Source organism: Flavobacterium piscis (genome assembly GCF_001686925.1).
In the GTDB taxonomy this organism is placed as follows: domain Bacteria; phylum Bacteroidota; class Bacteroidia; order Flavobacteriales; family Flavobacteriaceae; genus Flavobacterium; species Flavobacterium piscis.
The window spans coordinates 86,173-102,231 of record NZ_LVEN01000001.1 but is presented as its reverse complement, the minus strand read 5'-3'; the positions used below and the strand labels follow the sequence as shown (position 1 = coordinate 102,231).

The 16,059-nt window shown below is 36.2% G+C and carries 15 protein-coding genes; 10 read left to right on the top strand and 5 right to left on the bottom strand.

All coding sequences use genetic code 11. The features are described from left to right. Nucleotides 1–555: 555 nt before the first annotated feature. The 6 genes from FLP_RS00500 to FLP_RS00475 are packed head-to-tail and all read left to right on the top strand — an operon-like array spanning nucleotide 556 to nucleotide 5,565. Nucleotides 556–1,695 (top strand): glycosyltransferase, encoded by a 1,140-nt coding sequence (locus FLP_RS00500; RefSeq protein ID WP_065447545.1) that lies wholly within the window; start codon nucleotides 556–558, stop codon nucleotides 1,693–1,695. Further along, nucleotides 1,692–2,831 (top strand): UDP-galactopyranose mutase, encoded by a 1,140-nt coding sequence (gene glf, locus FLP_RS00495; protein WP_065447544.1) that lies wholly within the window; start codon nucleotides 1,692–1,694, stop codon nucleotides 2,829–2,831. The genes FLP_RS00500 and glf overlap by 4 nt, the downstream gene beginning before the upstream one ends. After that, complete coding sequence (locus FLP_RS00490) at nucleotides 2,832–3,971, top strand: glycoside hydrolase family protein (protein ID WP_065447543.1); 1,140 nt, start codon at nucleotides 2,832–2,834, stop codon at nucleotides 3,969–3,971. 26 nt (nucleotides 3,972–3,997) lie between these two features. After that, a complete protein-coding gene (locus FLP_RS00485) occupies nucleotides 3,998–4,438 on the top strand; it encodes an adenylyltransferase/cytidyltransferase family protein (protein ID WP_065447542.1) in 441 nt (146 codons plus the stop codon). Between the two features lies 1 nt (nucleotide 4,439). After that, nucleotides 4,440–5,048 carry an SET domain-containing protein gene (locus FLP_RS00480; protein ID WP_065447541.1) on the top strand — a complete coding sequence of 203 codons (609 nt, stop codon included), beginning with the start codon at nucleotides 4,440–4,442 and terminating at the stop codon, nucleotides 5,046–5,048. A 34-nt stretch (nucleotides 5,049–5,082) separates the two neighbouring features. Continuing rightward, nucleotides 5,083–5,565 (top strand): CinA family protein, encoded by a 483-nt coding sequence (locus FLP_RS00475; RefSeq protein WP_065447540.1) that lies wholly within the window; start codon nucleotides 5,083–5,085, stop codon nucleotides 5,563–5,565. Between the two features lie 110 nt (nucleotides 5,566–5,675). Here FLP_RS00475 and FLP_RS00470 read toward each other — a convergent pair whose 3' ends face one another. The 3 genes from FLP_RS00470 to FLP_RS00460 all read right to left on the bottom strand — a co-directional run bounded on the left by FLP_RS00470 (nucleotide 5,676) and on the right by FLP_RS00460 (nucleotide 7,280). After that, nucleotides 5,676–5,909 (bottom strand): hypothetical protein, encoded by a 234-nt coding sequence (locus FLP_RS00470; RefSeq protein WP_065447539.1) that lies wholly within the window; start codon nucleotides 5,907–5,909, stop codon nucleotides 5,676–5,678. A gap of 2 nt (nucleotides 5,910–5,911) precedes the next feature. Further along, entirely contained in the window at nucleotides 5,912–6,169 is a 258-nt protein-coding gene (locus FLP_RS00465; RefSeq protein ID WP_065447538.1) for a hypothetical protein, read from the bottom strand. A gap of 121 nt (nucleotides 6,170–6,290) precedes the next feature. Next, the gene (locus FLP_RS00460) at nucleotides 6,291–7,280 is read right to left on the bottom strand and encodes an SDR family NAD(P)-dependent oxidoreductase (protein ID WP_207797828.1); all 990 of its coding nucleotides are present in this window, start codon (nucleotides 7,278–7,280) and stop codon (nucleotides 6,291–6,293) included. A gap of 530 nt (nucleotides 7,281–7,810) precedes the next feature. Here FLP_RS00460 and FLP_RS00455 point away from each other — a divergent pair. The 4 genes from FLP_RS00455 (at nucleotide 7,811) to FLP_RS00435 (ending at nucleotide 14,398) form a co-directional block, all read left to right on the top strand. Next, complete coding sequence (locus FLP_RS00455) at nucleotides 7,811–7,993, top strand: DUF3606 domain-containing protein (RefSeq protein ID WP_065447536.1); 183 nt, start codon at nucleotides 7,811–7,813, stop codon at nucleotides 7,991–7,993. A 251-nt stretch (nucleotides 7,994–8,244) separates the two neighbouring features. Further along, nucleotides 8,245–10,299, top strand: coding sequence for a DNA ligase D (ligD, locus tag FLP_RS00445; protein ID WP_065447534.1), 2,055 nt, complete (start codon nucleotides 8,245–8,247; stop codon nucleotides 10,297–10,299). Nucleotides 10,300–10,376: 77 nt separating this feature from the next. Further along, a complete protein-coding gene (locus tag FLP_RS00440; protein ID WP_065447533.1) occupies nucleotides 10,377–10,601 on the top strand; it encodes a hypothetical protein in 225 nt (74 codons plus the stop codon). Between the two features lie 509 nt (nucleotides 10,602–11,110). Next, nucleotides 11,111–14,398 carry a CheR family methyltransferase gene (locus FLP_RS00435; protein ID WP_065447532.1) on the top strand — a complete coding sequence of 1,096 codons (3,288 nt, stop codon included), beginning with the start codon at nucleotides 11,111–11,113 and terminating at the stop codon, nucleotides 14,396–14,398. 22 nt (nucleotides 14,399–14,420) lie between these two features. Here FLP_RS00435 and FLP_RS00430 read toward each other — a convergent pair whose 3' ends face one another. Together FLP_RS00430 and FLP_RS00425 are read right to left on the bottom strand one after the other, a co-directional pair. Beyond that, nucleotides 14,421–14,723: a hypothetical protein gene (locus FLP_RS00430; protein ID WP_065447531.1), complete on the bottom strand. Its 303-nt coding sequence runs from the start codon at nucleotides 14,721–14,723 to the stop codon at nucleotides 14,421–14,423. Between the two features lie 131 nt (nucleotides 14,724–14,854). Further along, a complete protein-coding gene (locus FLP_RS00425) occupies nucleotides 14,855–16,000 on the bottom strand; it encodes a Gfo/Idh/MocA family protein (RefSeq protein WP_065447530.1) in 1,146 nt (381 codons plus the stop codon). Between the last annotated feature and the right edge of the window lie 59 nt (nucleotides 16,001–16,059).

Sequence of the window (16,059 nt, the reverse complement as noted above, 5' to 3'; positions counted from 1 at the left end):
CCACATCAAAAATAAAAAAACTGTACTAACATTAGTACAGCTTTTCTACTTTTTTCAACACTTTTTTTATCGTTGAGGAGCAGTTGTAGTGAAATCTGTTCCCAGAGAATTAGTTCCATTTGTGTAGTTCTTGCCGCACCAAAGCCAGTAGTTCGCTTTGTTCCGGTATTTGTACTTATTAGTATCAATACTGGTGTCTATTATTTCCAGTGCTGTTTCTGTAATGCAGTGGTGTTACCCTAATTATCTGACAGATCAGCTTTTTTCGTGAGGAAATGCAGGCTCGGCAGTGACCAGAAGCAATGTGGCTTTCGATTTAAGCAAAGCTTTGACAATAATGTTTTTTTATCAATTTTTACATTTAAAAAAACAATTACATACTTATTTACTTATATAATTACTTACAAAATTTACAGACTAAACACCTGTAGATTATGTAAGCAATCCATGTTTTTTTGTAAGAAAATGACAACTCTCAAAAATACATTTGCTATAATATCAATCATTTAAACTCTATAACCCATTACAAACAAATTACTTTAATCACTATATACCATGATAAATAATTTAACAAATACCCAAAAAAAAACTATTACAAAAACAGATTTACTTGACAGTGGTGCGCCACAATATTATGATATGATTGTATTTTGCCACCTTAGATGGCAGTTTGTATACCAGCGACCACAGCATATCATAAGCAGGCTAGCATCTAATATGAAAGTTTTATTTATTGAGGAGCCAGTTCATCATCATCAGGATAATAATTCATGTGGAAATCTAATGGTTATAACCGAGAAATTACATGTTTTACAACCGTATGTAAAAGATATTGAATCCATAATAGCCATTCTTCCTGTTTACATAAAAAATAAAACTATTCCGGTTGGCTGGTTCTATTCGGCTTCATTTTCTCCTTTATTGGAACAAATCAATTTTGAAACTGTGGTTTATGATTGTATGGATGAACTTTCACTTTTTAAAGGTGCCCCGGTTCATCTTATCAATCAGGAAAAATACCTTATGGCGCATGCCGATATTGTTTTTACCGGCGGAAAATCATTATATGAATCTAAAAAACAGCTGCATTCAAATGTATACTGTTTTCCAAGCTCTGTTGATGAGGAACATTTTGCACAAGCCTTAAACGGGATTTCCCCCGCAGCCGATATTGCCAGTTTACCAAAACCAATTGTGGGCTATTATGGCGTAATTGATGAACGTATTGATTTGGATTTACTTCATAAGTGTGCCAAAAAACTGCCCGACGTTTCTTTTGTTATGATTGGTCCCCTGGCTAAAATTGAAGATGCTGATCTTCCCAAAGAAAACAATATTCATTATTTAGGAATGAAATCTTATAATGAACTTCCTCATTACTTAAAAGCTTTTGATATTGCCATGATGCCATTTGCCCTGAATGACGCTACAAAATACATAAGCCCTACCAAAACCCTGGAATACATGGCCGCGGGAAAACCAATTATTTCTACCAAAATTACAGATGTAGTACGCGATTACAGCCAAAGTGTAACCTTAATCGAAAACGATGGTGAATTTTGTGATGCTATACGAACTTTGCTTACAAAAAATCGTCTGGAGATGGAAATGGAGTACAACAAAATTCTGGAAAAAACGTCGTGGAATGCAACGGCAGATAAAATGGAATCAATCATTAAAAAATTTGCAAAATGAAACAAATAGACATTTTAATTATAGGTGCCGGAATCTCGGGCGCTGTAATTGCAGAACGCTATGCTTCGATTGGAAAAAAAGTTTTAATTATCGAGAAACGCAATCATATTGCAGGAAACTGTTATGATTACAGGGATGAAAACGGAATACTGGTTTCTAAATACGGAGCACATTTATTTCATACCAATGACGAAGAGGTTTGGAAATATGTCAACCAATTCTCTGACTGGTATGAGTGGGAACATAAGGTAATCGCCAGAGTAGATGGTAAAACAGTGCCAATTCCGGTAAATATCACTACTGTAAATGAGTTGTTTGGCATTCAGATTTCTAACGAAGAAGAAATGAAAACCTGGCTCGAAGAACATCGTTCGCCAATTGCCAAACCTTCAAACGGTGAAGAAGCCGTTTTGAGCCGTGTTGGACCATTCTTGTATGAAAAAATGTTTAAACATTATACGAAAAAACAATGGGATAAATATCCGGCTGAACTTGATGCTTCAGTTTTAGAGCGGATTCCGGTTAGGACCAATTTTGATGATCGTTATTTTTCAGATACTTATCAGGCATTGCCAAAAGGCGGTTATACACAATTATTCGAAAAAATGCTGGATCATCCAAACATCGAAGTTGTACTGGAAACGGATTATTTTAATGTAAAGGATCAGTATGAAAATTACGAAAAACTGTTTTATACAGGGCCTGTAGATCGCTTTTTTGAGTTTAAGCACAGTCTTCTGGAAAAACTCGAATACCGCTCTATCAACTTTGTAAGTGAAACCATCGACGCTGAATTTTTTCAGGAAAACTCCGTGGTAAATTATCCGGGAACCGAAGTGGATTTTACCAGAATTATCGAATACAAATACTTTGGAAACCAAAAATCAGATAAAACTACTATTGTAAAAGAATTCACTGTAGATGAGGGAGAACCTTACTATCCGGTTCCCAACCCGCGTAATCAGGAAATTTATGCGCGCTATAAAGAAGAAGCCGAAAAACTTGTGGATGTTCACTTTGTGGGAAGACTGGCCAATTACAAATATTTTAATATGGATCAGGCTTTTAAAAATGCAATTGATCTCTTTAATAAATTAGAAAAAGAAAGTAAACTTACTTATAAAACTGCTGTTTAGATGGAACCTTTCACTACTTTTTTTATGGGCGGTTACGAATGTGCAGATCATATTAACCGCTCTGGTCAAAGAATTAATCTTTTGAAAGAAACACAGCATGATATCCGTTTTTCTGATGATTATCAGGCTTTGGCTTCCATTGGTATTAAAACGGTGCGCGAAGGGATTTGTTGGAGTGTAGTGGAGCAATCTCCTGAAGTTTTTGACTTTTCTGAAGTTCATAATCGAATGCTTGCCGCAGAAAAATTCGGGATTCAGCAGATTTGGGATTTGATTCATTTTGGATATCCCGACGGAATTTACCCTACGCATCCTCATTTTTGCAGTCGTTTTGAAAAATTATGCGAGGCTTTTACCCTGTTTTATAAACAGCATTCAAAACAGCCTTTATTTGTTGTCCCTATAAACGAAATCAGCTTTTTGTCCTGGCATTCAGGAGATGTGAGAGGGACTGTTCCTTTTGCCGTAAACAGTGGCTGGGACATTAAATACCATTTGTGCAAGGCTGCAATTCTGGGCATAAAAAAAATAAAAAATATAGATCCTGAATCGCACATTATTTTGGTAGAACCTTTGGTCAGCATTCATCCTTCTGGTGCTGAAACCGTGAATGAAGCCATTGATTTAAACGAAAATCAGTTTCAGGCCATGGATATTATTGCCGGCAGAATGTGCCCGGAACTTGGCGGATCTGAGGAACTCCTCGAAATTTTGGGTTTTAATTATTACTGGAACTGCCAGTGGGAAGTAAACGGGCAGCCATTAGACTGGCCGGATTCAGGCCAAAAAAGAATTCCTTTTTCAGAATTACTGCAGCAGGCATACAAACGCTATGGCAAACCATTGTTTGTTTCAGAAACAGGACATTTTGGATCAGGTCGCGTTGAATGGCTAAATGAAATTTCATCTGAATGTTTATTAGCCCAAAAAAATGGCGTCGATTTAAAAGGGATCTGCATTTATCCCGTAACAGACCGGCCAGATTGGGATGATCTTACCAAATATTGCGAATGCGGCATCTGGGACCTGGACCAAAACAGCAACCGGATTCCACACCAGCCTTATATAGATGCTTTGCTCAAAGCACAGCTCAATTTTAAGAAAAAGAACTTTTTCAATCAAGTTGTTGATTTTTTTTAAATGATGTTTAATTAAAAAAATATAAAATGGAATTAACAAAAACAATAACCGGAATTACATTTAGTGCCTTTGATTTATTGCATGCAGGTCATGTAAAAATGCTTGAAGAAGCCAAAATGCATTGTGATTATCTGATTGCAGGGCTGCAGACTGACCCTACAATTGACCGGCCTGAAAAAAACAAACCCACACAGACTGTCGTAGAAAGATATATACAACTCAAAGCCTGCAAATTTGTAGATGAAATTATTCCGTATGCCACAGAGCAGGACCTTCAGGATATCCTTCAGTCATTTGCTATTGATGTTCGAATTATTGGAGAAGAATACAAAGACACCAATTTTACTGGACGTGACTATTGTGAAAAAATGGGTATACGGCTCATTTACAACAAACGCAGGCACCGTTTCTCCAGCAGCGGACTGCGAAAAGAAGTTTACGAACATGAATGTTTAAAACTAGTATAAGATGATACATCCCGATACAGAAGTACGCTTTATAAGCAAAGAAAAAGGATATGGCGTTGTGGCCACAAAACTAATTCCCAGAGGAACAATAACCTGGGTTCAGGACGAGCTGGATCAGGTTTTTAGCAGGGAGAAAACCGCTAATCTGAATCCCTATATAAAAAAATACCTGGACACTTACTCTTTCACCAATAAAAACGGCGAAATGGTTTTGTGCTGGGATAATGGCAAATTTGTCAATCATAGTTTTAGGCCAAGCTGTTTCAGTACACCGTACGATTTTGAAATTGCGATCAGAGATATCCATCCGGGGGAGGAACTGACAGATGATTACGGTTATCTGAATGTCGAAAAACCCTTTCATGTTATTGATGAAGGCACCGAAAGAAAAACCGTTTATCCGGATGACATTCTTACTTTTCACGAGCAATGGGATGCCCTGATTAAAGAAAATGCCCCCGAAGTACTAAAAGTCGAGCAACCTCTACAAAGGCTTATTGCTGAGAAAACCTGGGGTGAATTTGTCAATGCTGTTTATGATGCCCATTCAATGAAATCAATACTGGAGTGTCATTATCAGCGTAATGTTGCCGTAAAAAGTGCGTCTTAGTTTGTAGATTAATAATTTAACTAAAGTTTATTTTATGCCTTCAAATATTGTTATAAAATGCAGCAATACAATTGCTGCCAAAGGATGGAATATTGCTTTTGCCGAAAGCGCAAGCGCAGGAAGAATGGCTGCTGAATTTTCTATGACCGAAAAATCGGGAGCTATTTTGCGTGGCGGAATTGTTTGTTATGAAGTATTTGTAAAGGAGCAGATTTTAAATGTTCCCCACAGTATGATTGAAAAATGCACTCCGGAGTCTGCAGATGTAACCAAAATACTGGCGCAGCAAACCTTAAAAATATTCAATTCTAAAATAGCTGTAGGTATTACCGGACTCACCACTCCCGGTGGGAGTGAAACCAAGGAAAAACCAGTTGGTACAATGTTTTTTCATATCATAACGCCCCATGATAAAATAAGTCACCACGAAGTCTTTAAAGGCACGCCGGAAGAAATTGTTTTGCAGGCAATTGATAAGACAGCACAGCTAATAACAGAGAGTATTGCCGGTCTTTAAATAAAAAACTGTATCAAATGTTGGGGAACAGGTTTTTATTTCATAAATTTAGAAAAAATATAAGCTGCCCAAGGGCAGCTTATATTTTTTAAATGCTTTACAGCTTGTTATTAATTATTTGATTTCAGGGTTCCTGATTCGTCCTGTTGTAAATCTGTTGGAGATTCAGGTTCATCATTTTCATTTAATGATGATCTCAAAGTCTCCTGGTCGTTTTCATTCGGTTTTTCCTGCTCATCGGGGCTGAAATCGCCAGATCCGCTATATTGATTTCTTGCATTAAATCCCTGATCGGTATCCTTAAATTGCTCATTATTCGAATTTACTTTTTTTTGCTTTTCCATAATTATTCATTTAGGTTTCTATCTTCAGCATCATGACCTTCCAGTTTTACTAGTTTGTTATAAATTCCAAGCAGTAAAAAAGGAGCAGCCCATTGACCTACAAATAATGCATTGTGGCTTCTGCCCAAACATTTTAGGGTAAGTGATGTTCCCATTGCAGCCAATGAGGCATACAAAAATAAATCCGACGGCAGTTTTGAAGTTTGTTCCTCAATTGCTTTTGCCGTAGCGCCTTCTGTGTTTTGATTTTCTGATATCATAATAGATTATTTAAAATTAATATTTGGAAAATTAAGCACCTCAGGTAAGGTTATCTTACAGAATTTATTTCAAAACTTACAACATTATAAACATAAACCACATATAGTCAATAAATTAGTACTATTTATTATTTTTACTTTTCTTTTTATACTGTTTCATTCTATCATCAGCTCGGTCATCTACGCCACGTCCTTCAGGTATGGGCTGATAAAGGGAACCCTTAGTGTCGAGTGCTTCCGGTCCTGTTTCAATTTGATATTTATGTGATATATTTCCGGCTAGCCATTCAGAAAAACGCGGAAAGACATTGGCAAAAAAAGAAGATCCTTTCGCCTTCCATCCTACCGGAACTATTTTTGAAGGCCGAAGCGATTTTCTTAAAACTGCATTGACCACTTTAGCAGGTTCGTCCATAAGCGGCATTTTAGGTGCTACACCACTATAGTTTGCCACATGCCGCCACAAAGGTGTATCGACAGCCCAGGGTTCTATAGTAACTACTTTAATATCTTTATAATCATTAAGGCGCAATTCCTGATTTAATGCTAGACCCAGACTTCTCACTCCGGCTTTAGATGCCGAATAACTAACCTGATAAGCAAGTGGTATTTCGCTTTCTACCGATCCCATATTAATCAATACACCTTTGCGTTGTTTCATAAACTGCTGCACCGCTACCCGACTTCCATATATAAATCCTTTTAAGTTGACATCTATGACGCGGGCATGATCCTCAACCGGAACATCCCAGAACCGGCCAATAGCGGCGACTCCTGCCATATTTATCCATACATCAATTTTAGAGTGTTCTTTTACAGCGGCCTCAGCAACCCGCTGCAGGTCTTCTGGTTTACTTATATCCATTGTTACCACTATTGCAGTGCCTCCAGATAATCGAATAGTATCTGCAATTTCCTCAAGAAGATCCGTTCTTCTTGCAGCCAAAACCACATTTGCTTTGTACTTTCCTAATTCCTGTGCCACTCCCCGCCCCAAACCACTTGATGCTCCAACAATGACATATGTTTTGCCGCAAATCTTTTTTTGTCCCGCAGAACCCAATTTCCATGTTGTACAGCTTGCTAATGAACAAATACAAAAAAGTGTCAACAGATGCTTTATGTGCCTGAATAGTATTGTTTTCATCGTTTCGATTAAATTATAATATCTTTTAAAGTTTTAATCTTTTTTTGAAATTCTCTTATACTATTTTATGCCATCCTTATATAATTTATGTTATAGTACAGTTCGCGTTTTCATTTATTTAACGGTAATTGTAGATGTAAATTCAATAACAAATTGAAGTTTTTTTATAAAAAGAACATGATCTATTACATTAATTTTAAACGCTAATCCTTTAATAACTAAACAAATGGAAAATTTAAAAAACTTCAACAACAAACAAAAATATCATTTTTAAAAGTCAGCATACCCACACATCTAATAAAAGACTCACGCGAAAATGCAAATACCGCTCACTGGGATGATCAACGTGATGATACCGGCACGGATCCTAACGGCTATAACGCTGGTAAATTTGAGCGAGCCGGTAACGATAACTCCGGCGGCGCAGGAAGCAGTGGAAGCGCGGCAACAAATAGTTAATTCTTACAAAATGTACTTACTATAATTTAATAATCATGAGCGACGATTTAAACAAAAAAGGAATGCAGGACAGATCAAAAATCAATATGAATGAACCACATGAGGTCACATACTGGACTGATAAATTTGGAGTTACCAAAGAGGAACTTCAAAAAGCAATTGAAAGAACAGGTACCAATTCTGTTTCAGCAATTGAAAAGACACTGGGTATACAATAACGTAAAAGATAAATGTTATGCCCCTGGTATAACGGGGATTATCCTCCATCTTATACGAATCAGCCCGTACAACTCCGGGGCAAGGCCGTAGAAATTGCCAACGCACTACTAAAGGAAGGTACGGAAGAAGGTATTGCAATTGCAACGGGACTCAAGCGTGCACGTGAATTTTTCAAAAATAAAAAGAAATAAGACCATAATCTCTATAAACGCAGAGAGGATATCTTTTTGATATAAAATGATAAAAGAAGATGAAAACAAATAATAAAACAAAGAGAACTATTTCAAAAAAAACAGATGTATTGTTAAAAAAGGGCGTTTTGGCTAAAATTCCTTCTGGTATAAAGCCGATGCTTGCTACATTGGTCAATGCCCCATTTGATGATCCTGATTGGATCTATGAAGTAAAGTGGGATGGCTATCGGGCAGTTTCTTATATAAACAAGGGTTCTGTTTCTATTGCATCGCGAAATAATAAATCTTTTTCAGAAAAATATTATCCTATTACAGCTGCCATGGAACAGTGGCCAATTAATGCGGTTCTTGACGGTGAAATTGTTGTTATTGGCAAAGATGGCAAAGCCAATTTCAGTGCCCTGCAAAACTGGAGAAGTGAAGCCGACGGCAATCTGATTTATTATGTTTTTGACCTTCTTTGGTATAATGGAATCGATATTATGTCACTTACTCTTGTTGAAAGACAAGCCGTTCTAAAAGAAATCCTTCCTGCAAGTGATGATCGTATTCGGCTGAGCATGTCTTTTACCGGCAATGGACTTGACTTTTTTGCCGCTGCAAAAAAAATGGGTCTTGAAGGAATAATGGCTAAAAGAGCCAATTCTGTTTATAGTCCGGACAGTCGTAATAAGGAATGGCTAAAAGTCAAGGCAAACCTGCGGCAGGAAGTAGTAATTGGTGGTTTTACAAAAAATGACGGCTCGTCTAAAGAGTTCAGTTCTTTATTACTTGGCGTTTTTGAGAATGGTACATTTCAGTATGTTGGCAAAGTGGGTACTGGCTTTAGTGATAAACTTCAAAAGGAAATGATGCTTCAATTTGCACCATTAATTACAAAAAAAAATCCTTTTGCTGATGAACCTGATATCAATAAACCTTCAAGATTCCGTCCTAATCCGCCAAATGCAGTAGCAACATGGCTAAAACCTGAATTGGTTTGTGAAGTTAGTTTTGCCGAAGTGACCAGCGATGGTGTTTTTCGACATCCATCCTTTGAGGGAATGCGATCAGACAAAAAAGCTATTGAAGTGGTGCGTGAAACTGCGGCACCAACTACAGCAATTATAGCAGATCTTCAGAAAAATACAGGAGATAAACCTAACCTGGTTGCTGCCCCCAAAAATACAGGAAGAAAAACCCTGCTGAATCCTACCGAAGAATCTCAGGTAAAAAAGATAAAAGGACACAGCTTAAAGTTCAATAATTTAAGCAAACTATATTGGCCGGAAGACGGTTATACCAAACGTGATATGTTCAACTATTACTATCAGGTTGCTGAATATATTTTACCTTATCTTAAAGATCGTCCCTTATCTCTTAATCGTTTTCCGGGTGGCATACACGGTCCGGGTTTTTATCAGAAAGATGTAAAGGGAAAAGCTCCCGATTGGGCAAAGACATTTCCTTATACCACAAGTGATGGCGAGGATAAGGAATTTCTTGTTGGCGGGGATGAAGCTACTCTTTTGTATATGGCCTCACTGGGCTGCATCGAAATGAATCCGTGGTTCAGCCGGATTCAGCATCCCGATAATCCTGATTATTGTGTGATTGACCTTGACCCTGATAAAAACACCTTTGATCAGGTCATAGAAGCTGCGCAGGAAGTAAAAAAAGTACTGGATGCTATTGAGATTCCCGGTTTTGTTAAAACATCAGGATCTACAGGAATTCATATCTATATACCCCTTGGTGGAAAATACTCGTATGACCAGTCGCAGATGTTCGCAAAACTTATTGTATCAATTGTTCATGAACAGCTGCCTGAATATACTTCCATGGAACGACAGATCAAAAACAGGGAAGGAAAAATGTACCTGGATTTTCTTCAAAATCGTCCCGGTGCAACAATTGCAAGTCCTTATTCACTTCGACCAAAGCCAGGCGCGACGGTATCAATGCCGCTGCATTGGGATGAAGTCAAAAAAGGGCTTACTATGAAAGATTTTACCATCCGGAATTCAATTGAGCGTATTAAAAGTGAAGGTGACCTTTTTAAAGGTACCCTGCAAAAAGGCATTGATATAGCCCAAGCACTTACAAAGGCTCAAAGCATCTTTTTGAAATAGAAACCCACAATTCTTGTGCGATTGTGAAATCAAATACCAATTCAAAAAAACATTTCATACTATAATAATTTCAAAAAATGGACGATATAATAAAACAATTTGAAATAGGTTTAAGAGCTCACCTCGAGAGTACGTATACTATTATTAATGACCAGGATGAACTCAAAAAAATAGATGACATAGAAAAAACCGTCAATGATTTTGTAGATAGCTATTTACTGGAAACAAACTTAATAGCAGCAGATGTGGCAGCATCTACACAGCGGGTTGTTGATCATTTTATACATCAAAAAATGCTATAAAACATCTACCTTATATGGAAATTATATAACAATTCTATGTAATTATATAAAATAAAGGTTTAAAAGCGCTTTATTTTCGTTTAAATCACATGAATTTGTAAAATAATCCTTATGTATAAAGCTAATGTAACTATAATTTTATTTGTTTTCTTCGTCTCCCTTATAAGTGCTAATTGTGGACATTGTGATGATGAAGATTACACAAAAGAAAAAAAGGAAAATTTAAATGTAAAGAAAGCCGATACCCTCACTTTTAAAAATAGCGCTTAATTATCAGCTATACTATTTTATTATGCACCATGTAAATCATACGTTTTTATGGAACAGCAAAAGGTTTTATATAGATTCTTTAACACTGCGAGTTGATACCTGTTTCTTTTACTGGCACTATTGAACTCTGAATGTAGCATAATCAACTACATGCGAGAGACTATTTTTTCTACATTTTTTATGCACTTTCTAATACTAATTGTTAAGATAGTGTATTTCATTCATTAAAACCCATACTAATGAATACAGCTAAAACTATATTGCAAAGAGCAATATCAGATTTTCCTATAGTTGCCATAGGTGCAGCAGCAGGCAGTCTTGATGTCCTTATAAAAATAATTTCTGCGATACCTGATGATTCGTCGATGGCTTATATTATTCAGCAAACATCGTGTAATGATTCTACTAACCTGGCAGAGGTACTCTCGAAGTATACCAGCCTTCCTGTTCATGAAATTGTAAGTGATATTAATCTGAGTAAAAATCAAATTTATGTTATGCCGGAAAATAACAATCTGGTTTTGCAGGATGGTACCTTAAAATTATACTTAAGAAACCGCAGCGACAAGACCAATAAAACTATTGATACTTTTTTTGAATCACTAGCCGAAGTTTATAAAAGTTGGGTCATTGGAATCCTTCTTTCGGGCAATTCTTTTGACGGAACTACAGGCTTTAAAAGAGTTAGGGAATTAGGTGGTGCCACTATTGTACAGGATCCCGAAACCGCGATCTATAAAGGAATACCTCAAAATGTCATTGATGCCGGGGTTGCGGATTATATTGAAATACCGGAAAACATTATCAGTAAGGCCATACAAATCGCTACAATTTATAGTATTAGCCACTCCCATAGTGATAAAGATCTCACAGAAGAAGATCAGGAAGAATTACTATTTAAGATTCTAAATCTTATTTTTTTAAAAACAGGGAATGACTTTCGCCATTACAAACAACCCACAATCAGAAGACGTATTGCGCATCGAATGGTAATTTGCTCAAAAACGTCTCTTGAAGATTATTATAATTATTTAAGAAATGATAAAAGAGAAGTCGAATATCTTTTCAATGATTTATTAATTCCAATATCCTATTTTTTCAGGGACAAAGATGTTTTTAATTCCTTGCCCAGACATGTCTTTTCCCACTTAATTCAAAATAATATAAATGATACAATACGTATTTGGTCAGCGGGATGTTCAAGTGGCCAGGAAGCCTATTCATTGGCCATTTGCATTTATGAATATTTATCGGAAAAGAAACTACCCAAAATAAAAGTTCAAATTTTTGCTTCTGATATATCTGAAAAAAGCATTACAAAAGCCAGAACTGCTACTTATTCGGCTCAGGAAGTGCAACAAATTCCCGACGCATTACTACAGCGCTACTTTGTAAAAAGAGAAGGGCAATATCATGTTTGCAAAGTCATTAGGGATATGTGCATCTTTGCAGTCCACAATCTGATCAAGGATCCGCCATTTGCTAAAATTGATATGGTTTGCTGCCGCAATGTCCTGGTTTATTTTGATGCATTGATGCAAAATAAAATTCTGAACAGTTTCCATTATGCACTTAATGAAAACGGATTTCTATTATTGGGCAGGTCTGAAACGGCCATAAATGGACATCATTTATTTGAGATTAAAGAAAAAGAGGAAAAAATTTACACACCTCAGGATATTCCGGCAAAGAAAGGAAAATCATCAAAAAATGCAGGCAATATCACAATCGATACAATAAAATCAGCTTCTCAATGTAAAGTTGGTTCTAACGAGGACGCTATTAAAATAGCAACTGATCTCTTATCAGCAAGGTACATGCCATGTAATGTCATTATAAATAAAAATCTGGAAATAATTCATTTTCAAGGCAATACTAGTCTTTTTTTATTTCTCGCAACAGGTAAGCCGAATTTTAATATTTTGAAAATGGTACATGAAGGCATCAGCTTTGAACTGCATAATGCCATCATAAAAGTAAAAAAAGATAAAAAAGGAGTTCAAAAACAAAATATTAAAATAAATGAATTTCCACATCCGTCCCTTGTTTCTTTTGATATACAGCCTCTTAATGATCAAACCGATTATTTGCTCATTATCTTTAATAAAAAAGCAATCAATGACCAAGAAATTGAATTAAATCAAGAGGATTTCTCCCTCAATAGAATCAAAGTACTTGAAAGTGAATTACAACAGGTACGGGCAGATATAAAATCAGTAACGGAAAACCAGCAATTGGCCTTAGAAGAGCTTCAAACCACCAATGAGGAATTATTGAGCAGCAGCGAAGAGCTTCAGGCAATGAATGAAGAACTGGAAGCTTTAACAAAGGAACTGCAGTCTAAAAATGCAGAATTAACTATTTTCAATGACGAACTTCTCGACCGCCAGCTGCAACTTATAACAATGGGAAATTATGCTGAATCTATTATAAATACTATTAGTGAACCGCTATTGATTATGGATGAAAATTTTATAATTAAAAGCGCAAATCCTGCATTTTACGATTATTTTAAAACCAGTGAGGATCAAACAGAAGGTTTTGACTTTTTTGCTATAGGCGACTGTCAATGGGACGTTGCTGACTTAAAAGAGCAAGTTCTCAATATGCAGCATAATCAACAAAGCATTAAAAAGTTCAGGGTTGAAGCAGTTTGTAAGGATATTGGAAAAAAAATCTTTAATATTAATGCCTGTCAAATTCTGGAAAGCAAACCTTCAGGCCTGATACTTCTTGCAATGGAAGATATTACGGAAATAGCTACAGCCAATGATCTATTAGAATATAAAAATCTGGAACTGCAAAAATACAATACAATACTGCAAACTTTTGCTTCTGCGGCAAGCGATAATTTGCAGGATCCGCTTGATAAAATCCGCATGTTCGGCACCCGGCTTTTTGAGAGCGAAAAAAATTTAAGCGAAGCGGGCAAACACAATCTGGAACGAATATTATTTACCGTGGATAATATAAGACAGCTTATAGCAGATTTAATCCAATACTCAAAGATCAGCTCTTTAGAAAAAAAATACAAAAAAACAGATTTGAACCTGATAGTTAAAAAGAACATTAATGAACTCAAGAAAAATAAAAAGCAAAAAAAGGCTGTAATTACAGCCTCTCCATTGCCTAACTTACTTGCTATACCTTATCAAATAGAGCAAATGTTTAATCAGATAATTGATAATGCAATAAAATATAGCAGGGAAGATATTATTCCTGAAATAAAAATCCAAACCAAGTCGCCTTCTGTTCAGGAAATTGGTGAACTGGGTGGGAATACGGACATCGAGTTTGTAAAGATTTGTATCAGTGATAACGGAATTGGTTTTGACCAACAATACGAAAGCCAAATTTTTGATCCTTTCTACAGGCTCCATAACAACAATCAATACAGTGGCAGCGGCCTGGGATTAACTTTAGTAAAGAAAATTGTCGATGATCACAAAGGATTTATAAAGGCATCCAGTAAAATAAATATGGGCACCATGATAAATATTTATATGCCCATACATCATTTGAGTTGAAATAAATATCAGCTGAAAAAACTTAATGAGATTCTTCTTTGAACCTTAATAAATGCCTGTTTATTTGTTCAACCCTGATATAAGCCGAGAAAAAATTATGAGGATGTTTTTCTACGGCTGGTATTATGGAGATTATCCTGCCTTTATCAAGGATATATTTAGCCGCCTGAGCATAAATCCGGGATTCTAAATCTTCACTAATAACAAAAGTAGAATCAAAGGGGTTGGCTATTGTAACGGTACAGATATTATTAATCTGAAAAAACTCACAATGTAAATCAATAATGAAGTCTTCGCAATCCAATAAGATTATGTATTTTTCCATTTCAACATAATTTTAAACCAAATTTAAAATTAAACATACAAAATGTTTAACGAATTGCAAAAAAAATTAAACAAAAAAAATCAGGTTCTTTAAGTAATTACTTTTTTTCTCCGCGAAAAAAATAATCTATTTTATCTATTATCCGATGATAAAATAGCAATCATCAAAGCTTCAATAGCATCATCAATAGTAATAGCTAACTTGTGGTCACTATTTTCTATCTTTTGAATCATGTCGAGAAGAATAGCTTGTACGCATTTACCATATATCTCACCTTTTGTTTGCGAAAGTTCAAAAGTCCCAGATAACATTTCATCGATATCATATGCTATACCTCCACAGTATGTCAGCTCTTTAGTATCAATAATCGAAGGATCAGAGGCGCCCCATCCCTCCGGTCTTGAATTATCTTTGATATTGTCAAGTACCTGAGTCTTAGTAATGCTCCAGCCGGGGATATCTTTTAATTTATCCTTTATTGATTGGTTTGCCATTGCTGTTATTTTTCCTTTCATTGGCATCCAGCCTTCGATTTCTACCCTGGCCAGATCATAGGCCAAGCTAATAGTCGTTTGTTCAAAAAAACCCGGCCCGGAAAAAGCATGGTAATAATTGGCGATCAGTCCTTCATTGTACAGTACCATCGCTGAGACACGATCTCTTTGTAACTCATTACGACGAGTAGAAGCTCCAAATACTTCACTATATTTCTGACCGCTAAGTGCATTAACAATATCAAAAAAATGAACCCCGTGCTCTATTAGAATACCACCGGACATTTCCTCTTTCCAAAACCAGTGATCAAAAGGCAAAGCTTCATCCTGCGCATAATTATTTACAACCACATGTCTAAGCTTACCCAGCAGGCCGCTTTGTCCTAATTGAATAAAATTTTGGATAATGGGATTATAGCGTATCATATGATCCACTGTAATGATCATTCCGGTTTCCTTTTGCGTTTTTAATATTAGTCGGGCATCTTCTTCGCTTAGTGCTGCCGGCTTTTCCAACAATACATGTTTGCCGGCTTTCATGGCCGCACAAGCCATTTCAGCATGCAGGCTGGGAGGGGTCACGATACTTACAATATCTATCTCCGGATCGTTGATCAGGTCATGCCAATTGTGATACATTTTAAAAATCTCAATATTATATTGAGAGTGCTTCCCAGAATCGGCAATAGCCAAAACTTCTACATTTTCAAGTTTACTCCACCAATGGTGAAGAAACTTACCAAATCCTCCATAGCCAATTATTCCTATTTTATATTTTTTCATCTTCTTTTATTTACAGTTTATTTACGAACATGATGTACAATAATTTTATCCATTTACAC